This window comes from Sphingomonas azotifigens NBRC 15497 (assembly GCF_002091475.1).
GTDB classification, from domain to species: Bacteria; Pseudomonadota; Alphaproteobacteria; order Sphingomonadales; family Sphingomonadaceae; genus Sphingomonas; species Sphingomonas azotifigens.
Genome location: NZ_BCTR01000062.1, coordinates 1 through 16,539, shown reverse-complemented (window position 1 = coordinate 16,539; position 16,539 = coordinate 1). Strand labels below are relative to the sequence as shown.

Genomic DNA, 16,539 nt, shown 5'->3' with positions numbered 1-16,539 from the left:
GGGTGGCAAAGACTTCGCTTCCTCACTCGCGCGCCAGAACGCTGGGCCTTCCCCAGCCCGATCTGTTTTCGCGCCCCTTCTTCGAAGACAAGGGCCGCGCCTTCTGGATTCTGCAGGCGACCGGCTGGAGCGGCTATCTGCTGCTGCGCTCGGTCTCGTCGATCTCGAACGGCCTTTCGGCCGAGGCGCTGATCAAGGCGATCATCGAGGCGATCGTCGGCTATTGCCTGACGCTGCTGCTGTCCGCGCTCTACGGCTTCTACCGGCGCCTGCCGCGCATCCCGGCGGTGCTGCTGACCCTCGCCACCCTGGGCGCAGCGACGCTGATCTATGCCGTGCTGGAGGCCTTCACCTATTCCTTCACCGCGGCCGAGCCCGGCATCACCGTGGCGCGGGTGGTGGGCTACAGCTTCCTCACCTTCACCGTGCTCGCGGGCTGGTCGGCGCTGTATTTCGGGATCAATTTCTACCTGATCGTCGAGCAGCAGATCGACCAGATGCAGATCCTGGAGAACCAGGCGTCCAGCGCGCAGCTGGCGATGCTGCGCTACCAGCTCAACCCGCATTTCCTGTTCAACACGCTCAACTCGATCTCGACGCTGGTGCTGCTCAAGCAGACCGAGAAGGCGAACATCATGCTGTCGCGCCTGTCCTCCTTCCTGCGCTACACGTTGGCCAACGAGCCGACCGCGCACGTCACGCTGGCGCAGGAGATCGAGACGCTGAAGCTCTATCTCGAGATCGAGAAGATGCGCTTCGACGAGCGGCTGCGCATGCATTTCGACCTCGATCCGCGCGTCGCCAAGGGCCGGCTGCCGTCGCTGCTGCTCCAGCCTCTGGTCGAAAACGCGATCAAATATGCCGTCAGCACGCAGGAGGACGGCGCCGACATCATCGTTTCGGCTCGGCTCACCGGCGATAGGGTGCAGATCGCCGTGTCCGATACGGGTCCGGGATTGATCGAAGCGCGTCCGAGGCCGACGCTCTCCACCGGCGTGGGGCTCGCCAATATCAGGGAACGTCTGGCGCAGGCTTTCGGGCCTGACCATCGTTTCGAGACGCGAACGAAACCCGGGGAAGGTTTCAGCGTTGAGATCGAAATACCGTTCCAGCTTGAGGAACCGAACCGAGAGGCCGCATGACCATCCGTACCATCCTCGTTGACGACGAATCCCTGGCGATTCAGGGGCTCGAGCTCCGGCTGCAGGAGCATGAGGATGTCGAAATCATCGACAAATGCTCCAATGGCCGCGAAGCCATCCGATCGATCAAGACACACAAGCCGGACCTTGTTTTCCTCGACATCCAGATGCCGGGGTTTGACGGGTTCTCGGTGATCCAGGGGCTGATGGAGGTCGAACCGCCGCTGTTCGTCTTCGTCACCGCCTATTCGGACCACGCCATCCGCGCCTTCGAGGCGCAGGCGGTGGACTATCTGATGAAGCCGGTCGAACCGGCCCGCCTTGCCGACACGCTCGACCGCGTTCGCCAGCGCCTCGCCGAGAAGCGCGGCGTGGAGGAAGTGGAGAAGCTGAAGGAAGTGCTCGCCGAAGTGGCGCCCGACGCGGTCGACGAAATGGCCGCCACCGACGGCACCGAGCCGGCCTCGAACCGCTTCGAGAAGCTGATCAACATCAAGGATCGCGGCCAGATCTTCCGCGTCGACGTCGACACGATCGAGCGGATCGACGCGGCCGGCGACTATATGTGCATCTATACCGGCGACAACACGCTGATCCTGCGCGAGACGATGAAGGATCTGGAGAAGCGGCTCGATCCGCGCCGTTTTCAGCGGGTGCACCGCTCGACGATCGTCAATCTCGACTTGGTCCGCCAGGTGAAGCCGCACACCAATGGCGAATGCTTCCTGGTGCTCAATTCGGGCGCGCAGGTGAAGGTGTCGCGCTCCTATCGTGACGTGGTGGCGCGCTTCGTCCACTGAGTCTTGGGGGGCATCCCCCTCACCCTTCCCACCGCCTTTGGCGGCGGGCCCCTTCCCTCTCCCACAAGGGGAGAGGGAGAAATGGCGCCCAATTCCCTCTCCCCTTGTGGGAGAGGGAGGGAGCCGCGAAGCGGCGGAAGGGTGAGGGGGAAGCCCCCACCCTCCCCAATCCTCAGAACCCGGCGGAGAAGGTCAGGAACCACTGCCGCGGCGCGATCGGGTACACCGAATAGCTGTTGGTCGCCGAGCCCACCGAGATGGTCGACCAGCCGCCCACGTCCGCCACATTGGTGACGTTAAGGCTCAACTCGGCCTTTTTCAGCCGCACCATGTCTGCGGGCAGCTTGGCGGCGACGCGCAGCGAGGTGAGGAAGTAGGACTTCACACTGGTGTCGTTGGCGTAGGTGGCATAGCGGCGGCCGACAAAGTCGCCCGTCGCCTGCACGTCGAACGCGCCGAGCGACAGCGTTGCGACCGACTTGTTCATCCACTTCGGCGACCCAGGCACCTGCTTGCCGCAGGTCGGCACCACGCCGCTCTTGACCACGCCGCCGCCGATGCAGCCCGGCACCGCCGCGCCGATACCGAGCGCGGTCGAGCTGTAATCGCTCTGGTAGGTCGAGCTGTTGTACGACACCGCATTGTACAGCGACAGCGCCCGGCCGAAGTGGAGCGTCACCGCGGCATCGACGCCGTCGGTATGCACGCTGCCCACGTTGACCAGGATCGACGTGCCGCCGGTGATCGCACCGCCGGCGATACCGCCGGGATTGGTGCTGATCGCCAGCAAGCGGTTGCTGAAGGTGACGTGGTAATAGTTCGCCTGCGCGTCGATACCGCTCAGGATCCCGTCGAAGCTGCGATGCGTGCGGACGCCGGCCTCATAGGTCCAGCTGGTTTCGGGCTTGCCCTGCTGGGCGAAGGCGTCGAACGCCGACTGGCTGCCGGTGAACCAGGGCGAAAGCGAGCCGCCGCCCAGATAGGCCATATACTGGTGCAGGTTCTTCTGGACGTTGAAGTAGAGCTGCTCATGGCCGTTGAGGTCATAGGTCGCGCCGAGCGAGGGCAGGAACCAGTTCTTGGTGTTGATCCGGCCGCTCGGCAGGTTGCCGGTCAGGCCGGAAAGCGAGCCCGCCTTGGGCTGCACCGGGAACCAGCCGTTCGCCCATTGCGCGCTGGTCTTGACGCCGGCCTCGACGCGCAGTTGCTCGTTGACCTTCCAGGCATCCTGCACATGGAGCTGGAGCACGTTGACCCGTGCCTCGCCCTGATACTGGGTGAACAGCGGGTTGGACGGGCGGATATAGGGGCTGCTGGAATCGGGATTGTTGACATCCAGGCCATACCAGCGGCGCCACTGGGTCGCGCTGTTGTGCTCGAACCAGGCGCCGAGCTGAACCTGATGCGCGCCCAGATCGAGATCGAGGTTTGAGATGCCGCCTTCGCGATCGATACGATATTCGGTGGTGCGGGTCACCAGTCCCGAACCGCCGGTGGCGGCGACCAGCGCTGCCGAGGCGTTGGCGTTCGACTTGTACTTGGGGCCGGTCGCGTAGTTCGGGTCGAGATAGGCCTGGATCACCGTGATCGACTGGCCGAGCGGACCCGCGACGACACCGACGCCGTCGTTATGATGGTAATAGCCGGTGTTGGACCAGGTGATCCGGTCGCCCAGCTTGGCGTCGTAGCGCGCATAGGTCAGATAGTCGGTGCGCTGCGCGTCCGAATAATAGTTGCGGTAGTTGCCGCCCTGCCCCGCCGGCGTGTTGCCGAACGGGTCCATATAGGCGCGCATGCCCGCCAGGTCCGAATAGAAGAACGGGCGGGTGCGCGGGGTGTAGAGCTGTGCCGCCGTCGCCGGCGTGCCGCCAACCGACGGCTTGAAGAAGGTGGTCGCGTCCTCGTTCGGCTCCTTCTTGTCCGAATAGTCGAAGAACACGGTCAGCTTGCCCGCGGCGTTGTCGTGGACGAACTTGGCGTTGGCCTGCCAGCCGCCCTGGATGCCGTTGAAGTCCCAGGCGCGGGCGCGCTGGCGGACGCCGGCGATATAGGCGCTGTTCTCGCCGCCGGGGCCGAAGGCGCCGCTGTCGAGCCGCAGGAAGGTGCGCGAGGTGCCGTAGCTGCCCACGGTCTGGTTGATCGTACCGCCCAGCGTCTTGGCGGGATCGGCCGAGAAGGTCTCGACGGTGCCGCCGAGGTTGCTGGTCGACGCGGTGCCGAGATCGCCGGCACCGGTGGTCACCACGACACGTCCGACATTCTCGGAGATCACCGCACGCTGCGGCGACAGGCCGTTATAGTTGCCGTAGCTCTGATCGCCCAGGGGCACCCCGTCCATCGTGTAGCCGAGCTGCTGGAAATTGAAGCCGTGGATGAAGATCTGGGCGTTCTGCTCGTTATTCCCCCAGGGATCGGCGGTGATGTAGAGCACGCCCGGCAGCGTCTGGATCGCCTTGAGCGGCGACACGCCCGGCAGGATCTTCTGGATCTCTTCGGCGGAAATGGCGGTGGCCGAACGCGTCGTCTTGGCGGTGACGATGATCGTGCTCGCAGTGTCGGCCTCGCTGCCGCCATCGGAGTTGGCGGCGACGGTGCCGGTGTCCTGCGCATGCGCGGGCATCGCTGCGGCGGTGAGGAACGCGGCGACGGAAATCGTCGCGCGGAGCGCGTGCTGGATCTTCATTCGGCGACCCCCCAGGTCTGGTGCGTGTTGCGGTAGCGAAGGCGCGGCTAGGGGTCGCAGGTTTCATTTCTGCGGCGTTTCTATAAAAGTACGGTGACGTTGCCCTTTTGCTTCGGTTAACGTTTGCACAGTTTCACACGCCGCCAGGCTCGTCCAATCCGCGCGGCGCCGGCGAGCCTGTCCGTATGGTGCGCGGGGCCAGCCAGTGGCCGATGACCAGCACCGGCTCCAACACCGCCATGCCGATCAGCACCGCAAGCAGCCGCTCGATGCCGGGGGTGACGTCGCCATCGGCATAGCTGTCCGGCACCAGCATCACGAGCACGGCGAGGGTGAACTGGGTGCCGACATAGCGATAGCTGTGCGGGCCATTCTCGATGCTGCGCCCGATCGCCACGCCCATCGCGGTGCCGGCCACCAGGATCGGCGCCTGGCCCTGCGCGACGAACAGGCACAAGGCCGCCATCGCCGCACCGACCAGGCAGCCGACGAAGCGCTGCGCCAGCCGCACGCTCACCGGCACCAGCCCGCCGCTTCCCAGCCCTTGCGTCGGCACCAGCATCACCGCCATCACGCCGACCGCGCTCTGCGCCAGCGCCGGCAGGGTCAGCGCCCGCGCCACGCCGATCAGCAGCGCGAGCGCGACGCCTGCCTGGGCGGCATGGGCGAACGCCGCCGGATGCCAGAGCGCGACGGGCGGCGGCGGCGTCGGCGGGGCGGGCCAGCGCCGCCGCACGGTCAGGGTCGAGACGATGCTGACGGCCATGCAGGCCAGCGTGCCCGCCACCGTCTCCAGGATGCGGCTGAGCACGAACTGGTTGAGCGCCGTGGCCGGCGCCTCGATCTTGTCGAGCAGCACCATCGCGAAGGTCAGGCCGAAGAACAGCCAGGCATAGGATCGCCGCGCGGTCAGCGCACGATAGAGGCTGAGCGTCCCCACCGCCGCCATCGCAAGCGCGCTGCCGATCCAGCTGCTCGCGACCAAAGGCGCCAGCCCCAGCGCGAGCAGCCCGCCCACCACCGTGCCGACGATCCGCAGCAGCCCGCGCAGCACCGTCTCGCTGGCATGGCCGCGCATCACCATATAGCCGGCGAACGCCGCCCAGGCGACATTGTCGCCGCCGATCGCGTGCGCCACCAGGATCGCCAGCAGCACCGAGACGACGCACTCGGCGGCGTCGACGGTGCGGGGCGTGATGCGCCCCAGCACGACATCCCAGGCGGCGCGCAGGCGGTGCATGCTATTCGAACAGCTCGGCGAGGAAGTTGGTCATCGCCTGCCAGCTGCGGCGATCCGCCTTGGGCTCGAACGCCATCTTGGGGTTCGGCCCATCCTTGCGGCTGACATCGGTGAAGGCGTGGCCGGCATGGCCATAGGCGTGGAGCTGCCAGTCGGCGCCGGCCTCGGTCAGTTCCTGGGCGAGCGCGACCGTCACCTGGGGCGGCGCGATCGGGTCTTCCCAGCCATGGCAGACCAGCAGCTTGGCCGTGATCGGCGACACGCTGGCATAATCGGGCCGGTCATAGACGCCGTGAAACGAGACGCCGCCGAGGATCGGCAGCCCGGCGCGGGCCATGTCCAGCACGCACTTGCCGCCGAAGCAGAAGCCGATCGCAGCGGCGCGTTCGCCATCTGCCTGCGCCAAGCCGGTCAGCGCCGCCAGCGACGCCTCCATCCGCGCGCGGAGCAGCCCGCGATCGGCGTTGAGCTCGGCCATATAGCGCCCCATCTCGGGATCGCTCAGCGTCGTGCGCTTGCCCTGGCCATACACGTCCGCGACCAGCGCGACATAGCCGAGCGCCGCCAGCGCGTCGGCCTTCACATTGTCCTCTTCCTTCTGGCCGAGGATGTTGGGCAGCACGAGCACCGCCGGCCGCTTGCCCGAAACCGCATCGTCCCATGCCGCCACGCCCTCGAACGGGCCGCCCGGGCCCTCATAGACCAGCGTCTGTCGAACCAATGCCATGCGTGTCGTCTCCTGCGCTTGTCCCTGTCGCCCCTTTCGCTAAGGACGGCGACGCGCAGTTACAAGGAGAACGCCCATGCCCACCCTCGTCCTGATCCGCCATGGCCAGTCGGCCTGGAACCTGGAAAACCGCTTCACCGGCTGGTGGGACGTGGACCTGACCGAGCAGGGCGTGCGCGAGGCGACCGCCGCCGGCACGCTGATGAAGGAGAAGGGCCTCGACTTCGACCAGTGCTTCACCAGCTTCCAGAGCCGCGCGATCAAGACGCTGCACCTGGCGCTGGAGGCGATGGACCGTCTCTGGCTGCCGGAAGAGAAGGACTGGCGGCTCAACGAGCGCCATTATGGCGGGCTGACCGGCCTGGACAAGGCGGAGACCGCCGCCAAGCATGGCGACGCGCAGGTGAAGATCTGGCGCCGCAGCTTCGACGTACCGCCGCCGCTGCCCGAGGCAGGCTCGCCCTGGGACCTGACCAAGGACCCGCGCTATGCCGGCATCCCGATCCCGCAGACCGAGAGCCTGAAGGACACGATCGCCCGCGTGCTGCCCTATTGGGAACAGCGCATCGCCCCCGAGCTCAAGGCCGGCAAGCGCGTGCTGATCGCGGCCCACGGCAACTCGCTGCGCGCGCTGGTGAAGCATTTGTCGGGGATCGCCGACGAGGACATCGTCAGCCTGGAGATCCCCACCGGCCAGCCGATCGTGTACGAGCTGGACGGGGACCTGAAGGAGGTCGAGCGCTATTATCTGAGCGAGCGGTGATCTAAAATCTAAGCCCCTCCTCCTTGGAGGAGGGGTTGGGGGTGGAGGGATTCCAGAACGCCTGTCGGTCTCGGTGAGACACTTCCCCACCCCAACCCCTCCCCTGAAGGGGAGGGGCTAAATGTTATCCCCTTCACCGCCCCCTCGGCCCCAGATCCGCCGGGATCGTCGCGCGATACTGCGGCGCCACCCGCGCCTTGCTCGCCTGCTCATAGGCATAGCCCGCGCGCAGCAGCAGCCCGTCCGCATAGGCCGTGCCTATGAACGACAGCCCCGCCGGCAGCCCGTTCACCAGCCCCATCGGCACCGTGAGGTGCGGATAGCCGGAGACCGCCGGCAGCTCGCTGGCCGAGGGGCCGACGAACTGGTCGCCATGCGCCGGGTCGCTCAGCCAGGGGGTGCCATAGGTGGGGGTCACCAGCACCTGCGCACCCGCCGCCTTGAGCATCGCGTCGATCCCCTCCGGCCCCGCCAGCCGCTGCGACTTGACCCGTGCCGCCTTGTAGTCGGGATCGTCGAGGCCCTTGGTCGCCTCGGCTTTTACGAAGGTCTCCTGCCCGAAAAACGCCATCTCCTCGCCCGCATGCGCCTGGTTGAAGGCGATCACATCGGCCAGCGTCCGCACCTTCACTGCCGCCGGCGTGGTTGCCAGATACGCCGCGAGATCGGCCTTGAGTTCGGTATAGAGCACCAGCCCCTCGGCCTCGCCCAGCCCGTCCAGCTTGGGCATCTTGACCTCGACCAGCGTCGCCCCGGCCGCGCGAAGTTCGTCCAGCGCCTTGTCGAAACGCGCGGCGAGATCGTCGGCCATCTCCGGCCGCCAATAGCCGATCCGAATCCCCTTCAGCGCATCGGCGGCAAGGCCAGCCGCATAATCCTTGCGCCAGGCATTCGCGCCCTTGGTCGCCGGATCGGCGGGATCCTCGCCGACCATCGCCGAGAAGAGCAGCGCGACGTCGGCGACGCTCCGCCCCATCGGCCCCGGCGTGTCCTGGCTGTGGCTTATCGGCACGACATGGCTACGGCTCACCAGCCCGAGCGTGGGCTTGAGCCCCACCAGCCCGTTCATCGCCGAAGGGCAGACCACCGAGCCGTCGGTCTCGGTGCCCACCGCCACCGCCGCCAGACTCGCCGCGGCCGCGGCACCCGACCCGCTCGACGAGCCGCAGCTGGTGCGATCGAGCGCATAGGGATTGCGCACCAGCCCGCCGACTGCGCTCCAGCCGCTCATCGAATGGTCCGAGCGGATGTTCGCCCATTCGCTGAGGTTCGTCTTGCCGAGGATCACCGCACCGCCCGCGCGCAGCTGCGCGACCACCGGCGCATCGCGGCCGGTGCGGTTGTCCTTGAGCGCGAGGCTGCCGGCAGTGGTCGGCAGTTCGCGCGTCTCGATATTGTCCTTGATCAGTACCGGTACGCCGTCGAGCGGGCCGAGCGGCTTGCCCGCCTTGCGCCGCGCATCGCTGGCCCGCGCCTGGGCAAGCGCATCGGGGCTCACCGCGATCACTGCGCGCAGCGTCGGCCCCTTCTGGTCCATCGCTGCGATACGGGCAAGATAGGCGGCGGTCACCGCCACACTGCTGGTCTTGCCCGAGGCGAGATCGGCGGCGATCTTGGTGGCCGGCACTTCCACCACCTGCACCTGCGCCAGCGCCGGGCTGGTCGCTACCAGTGCCAGCATCGCCACACCCCACATCCGCATCGCAGCCCCCTTTTGTCTGGTTTGGGAGCAGCCTACCGTAGCGCCATCCAAGCGCAATCCTGCCCCGATTGACATAGGGCAAGATCGGTCGGGCGGGCCGCACCCCCGCCCCCTAGGAAGGCGTCGCCACGGAGGATTTGATGCAGACGCCCCTCGCCCGCTACCACGCTCGAATGCAGCGCGTGCTCGACCATGTCGACACGCATGCCGAGGACGCGCTCGACCTAGAGACGCTGGCGGGCGTCGCGGCGTTTTCGAAGCATCATTTCCACCGCCAGTTCAGCGCGCTGTTCGGCCTGTCGGTGCATCGCTACGTCCAGCTCGTGCGGATGAAGCGGGCGTCGTATCGCCTTGCCTATCGGCCGGGCGAGCCGATCACCGGCATCGCGCTCGACGCCGGCTATGAGGCGCCCGAGGCCTTCGCCCGGGCCTTTCGCCAGCGCTTCGGCCAGGCGCCGTCGCAGTTCCGCGCGGCGCCGGACTGGCACCCCTGGCACGCGGCGCTCGCGCCGCTCACCCAAGCAAGGAGCCAGACGATGCAGACCCGCTTTACCCTCGACGACGTGACGACGCTCGACTTCCCCGCCACCCCTGTGGCGTTCCTCACGCACCGCGGCGACCCCGCCCATCTCGGCGACACGATCCGCCGCTTCATCACCTGGCGCAAGACCACCGGCCACCGCCCACCGGCGAGCGCCACCTACACCATCTTCCACACCGACCCGCGCACCACGGCCCCGGAAGACTATCGCCTCGACCTGTGCGCCGGCACCGTGCATCCCGTGGCCGACCCTGCGCACGGCATCGAACCCGGCCTGATCCCCGCCGGACGCTGCGCGATGCTGCGGGTGGTCGGCCAAGCCGACGATCTCGAACCTGCCGCGCTGTTCCTCTACCGCGCATGGCTGCCCGAGAGCGGCGAGGAACCGGGCGACTTCCCGCTCTTCGCCCGCCGCGTCGCCTTCTTCCCCGACGTGCCCGAGCATGAAGCCGTGACCGAGCTCTATCTGCCGCTCCGATAGCCCCCATGGTGCCGCGTGCGCGGGCGCAGCCACCACGGCTTGTGCCCGCGCCGATTCATCCCCCAAAATTTATTTGCAGTTCCGCGTTCGTTCCCTTGCCTTTTTGGAAGCCGAGGGAAGACCACGCGTCGCACCGTTTTCGCTGCTCGGCCTGCGCCACGAGCCGAGTCATTTCAGCGACGAGCCGTTGCAATCCTCCGTGATTTCCGCTCTTGTGCCCAGACTCGGATTGGCACAATCTGTAGTGGTCGCACCAAGGGGCAAGCCCAAGCACTGGTAACCTAACGTTCGCATTCCCAAATGCGGCTTGGGTAGACTCGTGCCGGGCGCCGGGCCGATGGACACTTTTTGTTCTCGCGCAAACCCGGCTGGTGCTACGATCGCTACGGTGCCCCGAGTCGGTGTTGCGTACTGCAGGAAGACAGGGGTCCGAGTGATGGAATTCAGAGATAGTGAGACCAGCGTGAACGAGACCGCCACCATCGAAGCCGCCAACGCCAGCAAGGCGCTCGACAGCAAGGCGATCGTGCCGCAGCCCTATCCGGTCGAGGTCGATCATGCGCGCGACGCGCTGCTCACCGATTTCGGCAAGGAGACGCTGAAGGACCGCTACCTGCTCCCCGGCGAAAGCTATCAGGACCTGTTCGTCCGTGTCGCCTCAGCCTATGCCGACGACCAGGCGCATGCGCAGCGCCTCTACGACTATATCTCCAAGCTGTGGTTCATGCCGGCCACCCCGGTGCTGTCGAACGGCGGCACGGGCCGCGGCCTGCCGATCAGCTGCTACCTCAACTCGGTGCCGGACAGCCTGGACGGCATCGTCCAGACCTGGAACGAGAATGTCTGGCTCGCCTCGCGCGGCGGCGGCATCGGCACCTATTGGGGCAGCGTGCGCGGCATCGGCGAGCCGGTGGGCCTCAACGGCAAGACCAGCGGCATCATCCCCTTCGTCCGCGTGATGGATTCGCTGACGCTGGCGATCTCGCAGGGCTCGCTGCGCCGCGGTTCGGCCGCCTGCTATCTCGACATCTCGCACCCGGAGATCGAGGAGTTCCTCGAGATCCGCAAGCCCTCGGGCGACTTCAACCGCAAGGCGCTCAACCTGCACCACGGCGTGCTGATCCCCGACGCGTTCATGGAAGCGGTGCGCGACGGCGCCGAATGGCAGCTCAAGAGCCCGAAGGACGGCTCGGTCCGCTCCACGGTGGATGCGCGCGCGCTGTTCCAGAAGCTGGTCGAGACCCGCCTCGCCACCGGCGAGCCGTATATCGTGTTCTCGGATCACGTGAACTCGACCATGCCGAAGCACCACCGCGATCTCGGCCTCAAGGTCTCGACCTCGAACCTGTGCTCGGAGATCACGCTGCCCACCGGCCGCGACCATCTCGGCAATGATCGCACCGCGGTGTGCTGCCTGTCCTCGCTCAACCTCGAGACCTGGGACGAGTGGAACAAGGACAAGCGCTTCATTGAGGACGTGATGCGTTTCCTCGACAACGTCCTGACCGACTATATCGAGCGCGCGCCCGACGAGATGGCCCGTGCCCGTTATTCGGCGGCGCGCGAGCGCTCGGTCGGCCTCGGCGTGATGGGCTTCCACAGCTTCCTCCAGGCCCGCGGCATCCCGTTCGAAGGCGCGATGGCGAAGAGCTGGAATCTCCGCATCTTCAAGCATGTCAGCGCGCAGGTGAACGAAGCGTCGATGGCGCTCGCGGTCGAGCGCGGGCCGTGCCCGGACGCCGCCGACATGGGCGTGATGGAGCGCTTCAGCTGCAAGATGGCGATCGCGCCGACCGCGTCGATCTCGATCATCTGCGGCGGCACCAGTGCCTGCATCGAGCCGATCCCGGCGAACATCTACACCCACAAGACGCTCAGCGGCTCCTTCTCGGTGCGCAACCCGTATCTGGAGAAGCTGCTCAAGGAGAAGTCGAAGAATTCCGACGCGGTGTGGAATTCGATCCTCGAGCAGGGCGGCTCGGTCCAGCACCTCGACTTCCTGACGCCGGAAGAGAAGGATACGTACAAGACCAGCTTCGAGATCGACCAGCGCTGGATCCTGGAACTGGCGGGCGACCGCGCGCCGTTCATCGACCAGGCGCAGTCGCTCAACCTGTTCATCCCGGCGGACGTGGAAAAGTGGGACCTGCTGATGCTCCACTTCCGCGCCTGGGAGTTGGGCATCAAGTCGCTTTATTATCTGCGTTCGAAGTCGGTGCAGCGCGCGGGCTTCGCGGGCGGGGTCGAGGCTGACAACACGATCGAGAAGCCCAAGTTCGATCTGGGCGAGTCGACCGATTACGACGAATGCCTGGCGTGCCAGTGAACCTCGACGATGCAGCGGCGGTCCACCCTCTTTCCCTCCTCTCCCGTACAGGGAGAGGCAGGGGTTCGTGCTGAGGCACGAGAGGAAGCGGTGAGGAAGGCTTGCGCCGACTCACCGCCCATTGGCTTACGCCTCTTCTTCGAACAGCTCGGCCGCGACATCGGCGTTGGCCGACAGCCGGACCTTGTCGCCCTCGACCTCGGCGACCAGACCGCCCGGGAGGTAATGATGGTGCCCTTCATGGCTGCCGGTGGCGCCTTCGACCTGGGCACCCGAGTCCTTCTTGGTGAGCTTGATGCGGTCGCCATCGACATGGTCGACGGTGCCGACATGGACGCCGTCGGCGCCGATGACTTCCATATGCTCCTTGATTGCGCTCAGATCTGCCATGGGTCTTCTCCTGCTTGGGGTTCGCGCACCAAACGCACGCGGTCGCGAAACGATGCACATTGCACCAAGGGACGTCTGCCATACGCAGGGATAGCCGCATGAAGATCCGCGCCGCCTTCGCCCTTGCCGCCCTCGCTCTGCTCGCCGCCTGCGCGCACCAGGTGCCGAGCGCCGTCGCCCCTCAGGCCCCGGGCTTCCTGCTCGGGCTGTGGCACGGCTTCATCTTCCCCGTGGCGTGGGGCCTGTCGCTGCTGTTCCCGGAAGTCGCGGTCTATGCGGTGCCGAACAATGGCGGCTGGTATGATTTCGGCTTCTTCATCGGCGTGGTGTTCCTCGGCGTCGGCGCGCAGGGTGGCCGCAGGGTCGTCTATCGCGAGCGCATCGTCGTGCGCGATGGCATGAAGACCGTCCGCGGACGGGTGATCGACCAATGACACGCACGCTCGCCCTCCAGGCCGGCCTCGGCATCGCTTCGGGCACGGCAGGACTGATCGTCCTTCTCCGCCCGTCGGCGGCGCGTGGGCTGCTGCACTTGGAGGCCAGCGAGCCGACGACCTACGCGCTGCGGATCGGCGGCATGATGCTGGTCGCGCTCGGCCTGTTCCTCACCGGCTTCGCGCTGGCCTTTGCGAGTGCAGGAGGCGTGGCGTGAGCACGCCCATGTTCCTCCTGGTGTCGTTCCTGCTGGGCTCGGCGACCTTTGCACTGCTGCTGGCAGGCTTCAAATTGCTGGAACGGTGGGTGCCATTGGCGGCCGAGTCACGCCTGCGCCGTCTCCACAACCGACGCCAACGTCGCTTGGCGCGCGGACACGATCGGTATTTCGAAGAATTGCGTAGCATCGATGCGGCGATCGCCCAGATCGACGATGCGCCGGAAGAGCAAGATCCGCGAGTGTGGTACAAGCGTCCGGCAGTGTTGCTGCTATTCCCCGGGGCTTTGCTTTTGGGCTTTTTGACCATCGATTTTTTCGGTCCGGAGCTTGGGCTTGGCAAACTGCCTGCTTGGGCGAGCGCCTGCTCGCAAGGGTGGTTTATCTTGATCGGCCTGTCCTACCTGCTCGACCGCTACAACCAGCCTTTCAAGAGAACGTGGACCCGCTTGGCGGCCGGCGCTCTCTATGTCGCGTTGGGCATATCAATGCTCAGCGTTGGCGTATTTCATTCCAGTTTCTGATCCGGAGTACCCCAATGTCGCTTCTCGAAGCCCGCAAGACCTACAAGCCCTTCGAATATCCCTGGGCCTATGAATATTGGAAGCGCCAGCAGCAGGTCCACTGGCTGCCGGAAGAAGTGCCGCTGGGCGAGGATTGCCGCGACTGGGCGCAGAAGCTGACCGATCACGAGCGCAACCTGCTCACCCAGATCTTCCGCTTCTTCACCCAGGCCGACGTGGAAGTGCAGGATTGCTACCACGAGAAATATGGCCGCGTGTTCAAGCCGACCGAGATCAAGATGATGCTCACCGCCTTCTCCAACATGGAGACGGTGCACATCGCGGCGTACAGCCACCTGCTCGACACGATCGGCATGCCCGAGACCGAGTACAGCGCCTTCCTCCAGTACAAGGAGATGAAGGACAAGCACGACTATCTCGCTACCTTCGGCGTCGATACTGACGAGGATATCGCCAAGACGCTGGCGATGTTCGGCGGCTTCACCGAAGGGCTGCAGCTGTTCGCCAGCTTCGCGATGCTGATGAACTTCCCGCGCTTCAACAAGATGAAGGGCATGGGGCAGATCGTCAGCTGGTCGGTGCGCGACGAGAGCCTGCACTGCGAAGGCATCATCAAGCTGTTCCACACCTTCTGCAAGGAGCGGAACTGCCTGACCCCGAGCGTGCGCGACGACATTCTCGACATGTGCCAGAAGACCGTGCGCATCGAGGACGCGTTCATCGACCTGGTGTTCGAAATGGGCCCGGTGAACGGCATGACGCCGAAGGACATCAAGAAGTACGTCCGCTTCATCGCCGACTGGCGCCTCGGCCAGCTGGGCCTCAAGCCGATCTACATGATCGACGAGCACCCCTTGCCCTGGCTCGCCCCGCTGCTCAACGGCGTCGAGCACGCCAATTTCTTCGAGACGCGCGCGACCGAATATTCGAAGGCAGCGACGCGCGGCCAGTGGAACGAGGTGTGGGACAGCTTCGACAAGCGCCGCCAGGCCAAGACCAGCACGATCGCCAACGAAGACGCGATCGAAGGCGACATGTTCGCCAAGGCGGGAATCGCGGCGGAGTAAGCCATTTCTCCCCCTCCCGCCTGCGGGAGGGGGCCGGGGGGAGGGTGTGTGCGGGAAGCGAGGGCTGGTGCTGAAGAAGCGCGCTGTTCGGAGGGGAAAGACCCGACCGGATCGCCTGCCACCCTCACTCACCCTCCCCTAACCCCTCCCGCAAGCGGGAGGGGGACTTAAGAAATCACCCCAGCGCGGCGACGAACGCCCGCGCATTGGCGCCGACCTGTTCGGCACTCATCCCCACCTTGTAGAGCGCCGAGCCCAGGCCGAAGCCGGGGGCGCCCGCGGCGATCCACGGGGCCATCGTGTCCGGCGATACGCCGCCCACCGGCAGGATTCGCGCCTCGGTCAGCACCGCGCGCATCGCCTTCAGCACCGTCGGGCTCGCCGCCTCGGCCGGGAACAGCTTGAGCGCAGTCGCACCGGCATCCAGCGCCGCGAAGGCCTCGCTCGGCGTCAGGATGCCCGGCAGCGAGACCAGCCCCGCCGCCGCACTCGCACGGATCACGTCGAGATTCGCGTTGGGCGAGATGATCATCGTGCCGCCGGCATCCGCCACGGCCTGTACCTGGTCCACCCGCAGCACCGTGCCCGCGCCGATCACCGCGCGACCTGCGAAGCGCTTGGCCAGCCGCGACACGCTCTCCAGCGGATCGGGCGAGTTCATCGGCACTTCGATCAGGGTGAAGCCGGCCGCGACCAGTTCGTCGCCGATCGCCTCGACCTCGTCGGGCTTCACGCCCCGCAGGATCGCGATCAGCGGGCAACGGGCGAAGGCGGCGTCGAATTCGGCGATATGGCTCATGCAATCTGCTCCGCAATGGCAAGGATTCCGGCGACGAACGCGTCATGGCTGCTGGCGATGACCGCCTCGCGCCCATGCGCGCCGATCGCGGCGGCATAGAGGCCGCCCAGCATCGGGTCGGCCAGGATATGGACGGTGTCGTGCCCGGCATGTTCCAGCCGCGCGGCGACGTCGCTGCCGATCAGCAGCCCGCTGGCGAAGGCGGCGGCGTCGGCATCGTCGCGCACGCCCAGCATCTTGGCGGCGCGGATGCCGAACAGCGAGGCGGCAAGGTCGCGCTTGCGCCCCTCCTCCACGCCGGCATGGAAGGCGGGGCCGACATGCACCTCCCCACCGAGCTGGGCGGCGAGCAGGCCATGCTTGCGCAGCGTGGCGAACAGCTCGCCGGTCATCGCGGTGGTGAAGTCGGCGATGCGGCCGTCCGCCATCTCCACCCATTTGCAGTGCGTGCCCGGCTGGACGAGCAGCGCATCGGCGGGCGCCAGCCCTGCGCGCACCGCGCCGAGCAGCTGGACTTCCTCGCCGCGCATCACGTCCGGCCGCCCGGTGACCATGGTCGAGACGCCCGGCACGATCGCGCTGCGTTCCTCGACCCAGAGCAGCCCGCCGGCCAGTTCGGCGATGCCGGCGGGGGCTGCGACATAGGGCGCCGGCGCCCAGCCGATATTGGCGCCGACCATGCCCGCCATCAGCAGCGGCAGG

At 66.5% G+C, this 16,539-nt stretch carries 16 protein-coding genes; 9 read left to right on the top strand and 7 right to left on the bottom strand.

The annotated features are described in order from the left end of the window. The first annotated feature begins 2 nt into the window (after positions 1–2). Positions 3–1,142 (top strand): sensor histidine kinase, encoded by a 1,140-nt coding sequence (locus SAZ01S_RS18875; RefSeq protein ID WP_174596154.1) that lies wholly within the window; start codon positions 3–5, stop codon positions 1,140–1,142. Beyond that, positions 1,139–1,942 carry a LytR/AlgR family response regulator transcription factor gene (locus SAZ01S_RS18870; protein WP_084583824.1) on the top strand — a complete coding sequence of 268 codons (804 nt, stop codon included), beginning with the start codon at positions 1,139–1,141 and terminating at the stop codon, positions 1,940–1,942. The genes SAZ01S_RS18875 and SAZ01S_RS18870 overlap by 4 nt, the downstream gene beginning before the upstream one ends. A gap of 172 nt (positions 1,943–2,114) precedes the next feature. Here the strand turns inward: SAZ01S_RS18870 and SAZ01S_RS18865 are convergent, their stop codons facing one another. The 3 genes from SAZ01S_RS18865 to SAZ01S_RS18855 form a co-directional block, all read right to left on the bottom strand. Next, on the bottom strand, positions 2,115–4,625 hold the full coding sequence (locus tag SAZ01S_RS18865) for a TonB-dependent receptor (RefSeq protein ID WP_084583823.1): 2,511 nt from the start codon (positions 4,623–4,625) through the stop codon (positions 2,115–2,117). Between the two features lie 133 nt (positions 4,626–4,758). After that, positions 4,759–5,865 carry an FUSC family protein gene (locus tag SAZ01S_RS18860; protein WP_084583822.1) on the bottom strand — a complete coding sequence of 369 codons (1,107 nt, stop codon included), beginning with the start codon at positions 5,863–5,865 and terminating at the stop codon, positions 4,759–4,761. 1 nt (position 5,866) lies between these two features. Further along, a complete protein-coding gene (locus SAZ01S_RS18855) occupies positions 5,867–6,592 on the bottom strand; it encodes a dienelactone hydrolase family protein (RefSeq protein ID WP_084583821.1) in 726 nt (241 codons plus the stop codon). A gap of 76 nt (positions 6,593–6,668) precedes the next feature. On the opposite strand from SAZ01S_RS18855, the gene gpmA reads away from it, so the two are divergent. Beyond that, positions 6,669–7,355 carry a 2,3-diphosphoglycerate-dependent phosphoglycerate mutase gene (gene gpmA / locus SAZ01S_RS18850; protein ID WP_084583820.1) on the top strand — a complete coding sequence of 229 codons (687 nt, stop codon included), beginning with the start codon at positions 6,669–6,671 and terminating at the stop codon, positions 7,353–7,355. A gap of 133 nt (positions 7,356–7,488) precedes the next feature. Here gpmA and SAZ01S_RS18845 read toward each other — a convergent pair whose 3' ends face one another. Continuing rightward, a complete protein-coding gene (locus SAZ01S_RS18845) occupies positions 7,489–9,057 on the bottom strand; it encodes an amidase (protein WP_084583819.1) in 1,569 nt (522 codons plus the stop codon). Positions 9,058–9,197: 140 nt separating this feature from the next. On the opposite strand from SAZ01S_RS18845, the gene SAZ01S_RS18840 reads away from it, so the two are divergent. Then, positions 9,198–10,079: an AraC family transcriptional regulator gene (locus tag SAZ01S_RS18840; RefSeq protein WP_084583818.1), complete on the top strand. Its 882-nt coding sequence runs from the start codon at positions 9,198–9,200 to the stop codon at positions 10,077–10,079. A gap of 436 nt (positions 10,080–10,515) precedes the next feature. Then, positions 10,516–12,405, top strand: a complete 1,890-nt coding sequence (locus SAZ01S_RS18835) for a ribonucleoside-diphosphate reductase subunit alpha (protein WP_084583817.1) — start codon at positions 10,516–10,518, stop codon at positions 12,403–12,405. A gap of 126 nt (positions 12,406–12,531) precedes the next feature. Here SAZ01S_RS18835 and SAZ01S_RS18830 read toward each other — a convergent pair whose 3' ends face one another. Next, a complete protein-coding gene (locus tag SAZ01S_RS18830) occupies positions 12,532–12,795 on the bottom strand; it encodes a DUF2171 domain-containing protein (protein ID WP_084583816.1) in 264 nt (87 codons plus the stop codon). Positions 12,796–12,893: 98 nt separating this feature from the next. Here SAZ01S_RS18830 and SAZ01S_RS18825 point away from each other — a divergent pair, with 98 nt between their 5' ends. The 4 genes from SAZ01S_RS18825 to SAZ01S_RS18810 are packed head-to-tail and all read left to right on the top strand — an operon-like array spanning position 12,894 to position 15,038. Continuing rightward, on the top strand, positions 12,894–13,229 hold the full coding sequence (locus SAZ01S_RS18825; protein WP_084583815.1) for a hypothetical protein: 336 nt from the start codon (positions 12,894–12,896) through the stop codon (positions 13,227–13,229). Then, positions 13,226–13,447 carry a hypothetical protein gene (locus tag SAZ01S_RS18820; RefSeq protein ID WP_084583814.1) on the top strand — a complete coding sequence of 74 codons (222 nt, stop codon included), beginning with the start codon at positions 13,226–13,228 and terminating at the stop codon, positions 13,445–13,447. The genes SAZ01S_RS18825 and SAZ01S_RS18820 overlap by 4 nt, the downstream gene beginning before the upstream one ends. Next, positions 13,444–13,971 (top strand): hypothetical protein, encoded by a 528-nt coding sequence (locus tag SAZ01S_RS18815; RefSeq protein WP_139810146.1) that lies wholly within the window; start codon positions 13,444–13,446, stop codon positions 13,969–13,971. The genes SAZ01S_RS18820 and SAZ01S_RS18815 overlap by 4 nt, the downstream gene beginning before the upstream one ends. 14 nt (positions 13,972–13,985) lie before the next feature. After that, positions 13,986–15,038, top strand: coding sequence for a ribonucleotide-diphosphate reductase subunit beta (locus tag SAZ01S_RS18810; protein ID WP_084583812.1), 1,053 nt, complete (start codon positions 13,986–13,988; stop codon positions 15,036–15,038). Positions 15,039–15,213: 175 nt separating this feature from the next. Here SAZ01S_RS18810 and SAZ01S_RS18805 read toward each other — a convergent pair whose 3' ends face one another. Next, the gene (locus SAZ01S_RS18805) at positions 15,214–15,837 is read right to left on the bottom strand and encodes a 2-dehydro-3-deoxy-6-phosphogalactonate aldolase (RefSeq protein WP_084583811.1); all 624 of its coding nucleotides are present in this window, start codon (positions 15,835–15,837) and stop codon (positions 15,214–15,216) included. Further along, positions 15,834–16,539, bottom strand: a 706-nt coding sequence (locus SAZ01S_RS18800; RefSeq protein ID WP_139810145.1) for a 2-dehydro-3-deoxygalactonokinase, incomplete at its 5' end; no start/stop codon positions are given. The genes SAZ01S_RS18800 and SAZ01S_RS18805, both read right to left, overlap by 4 nt.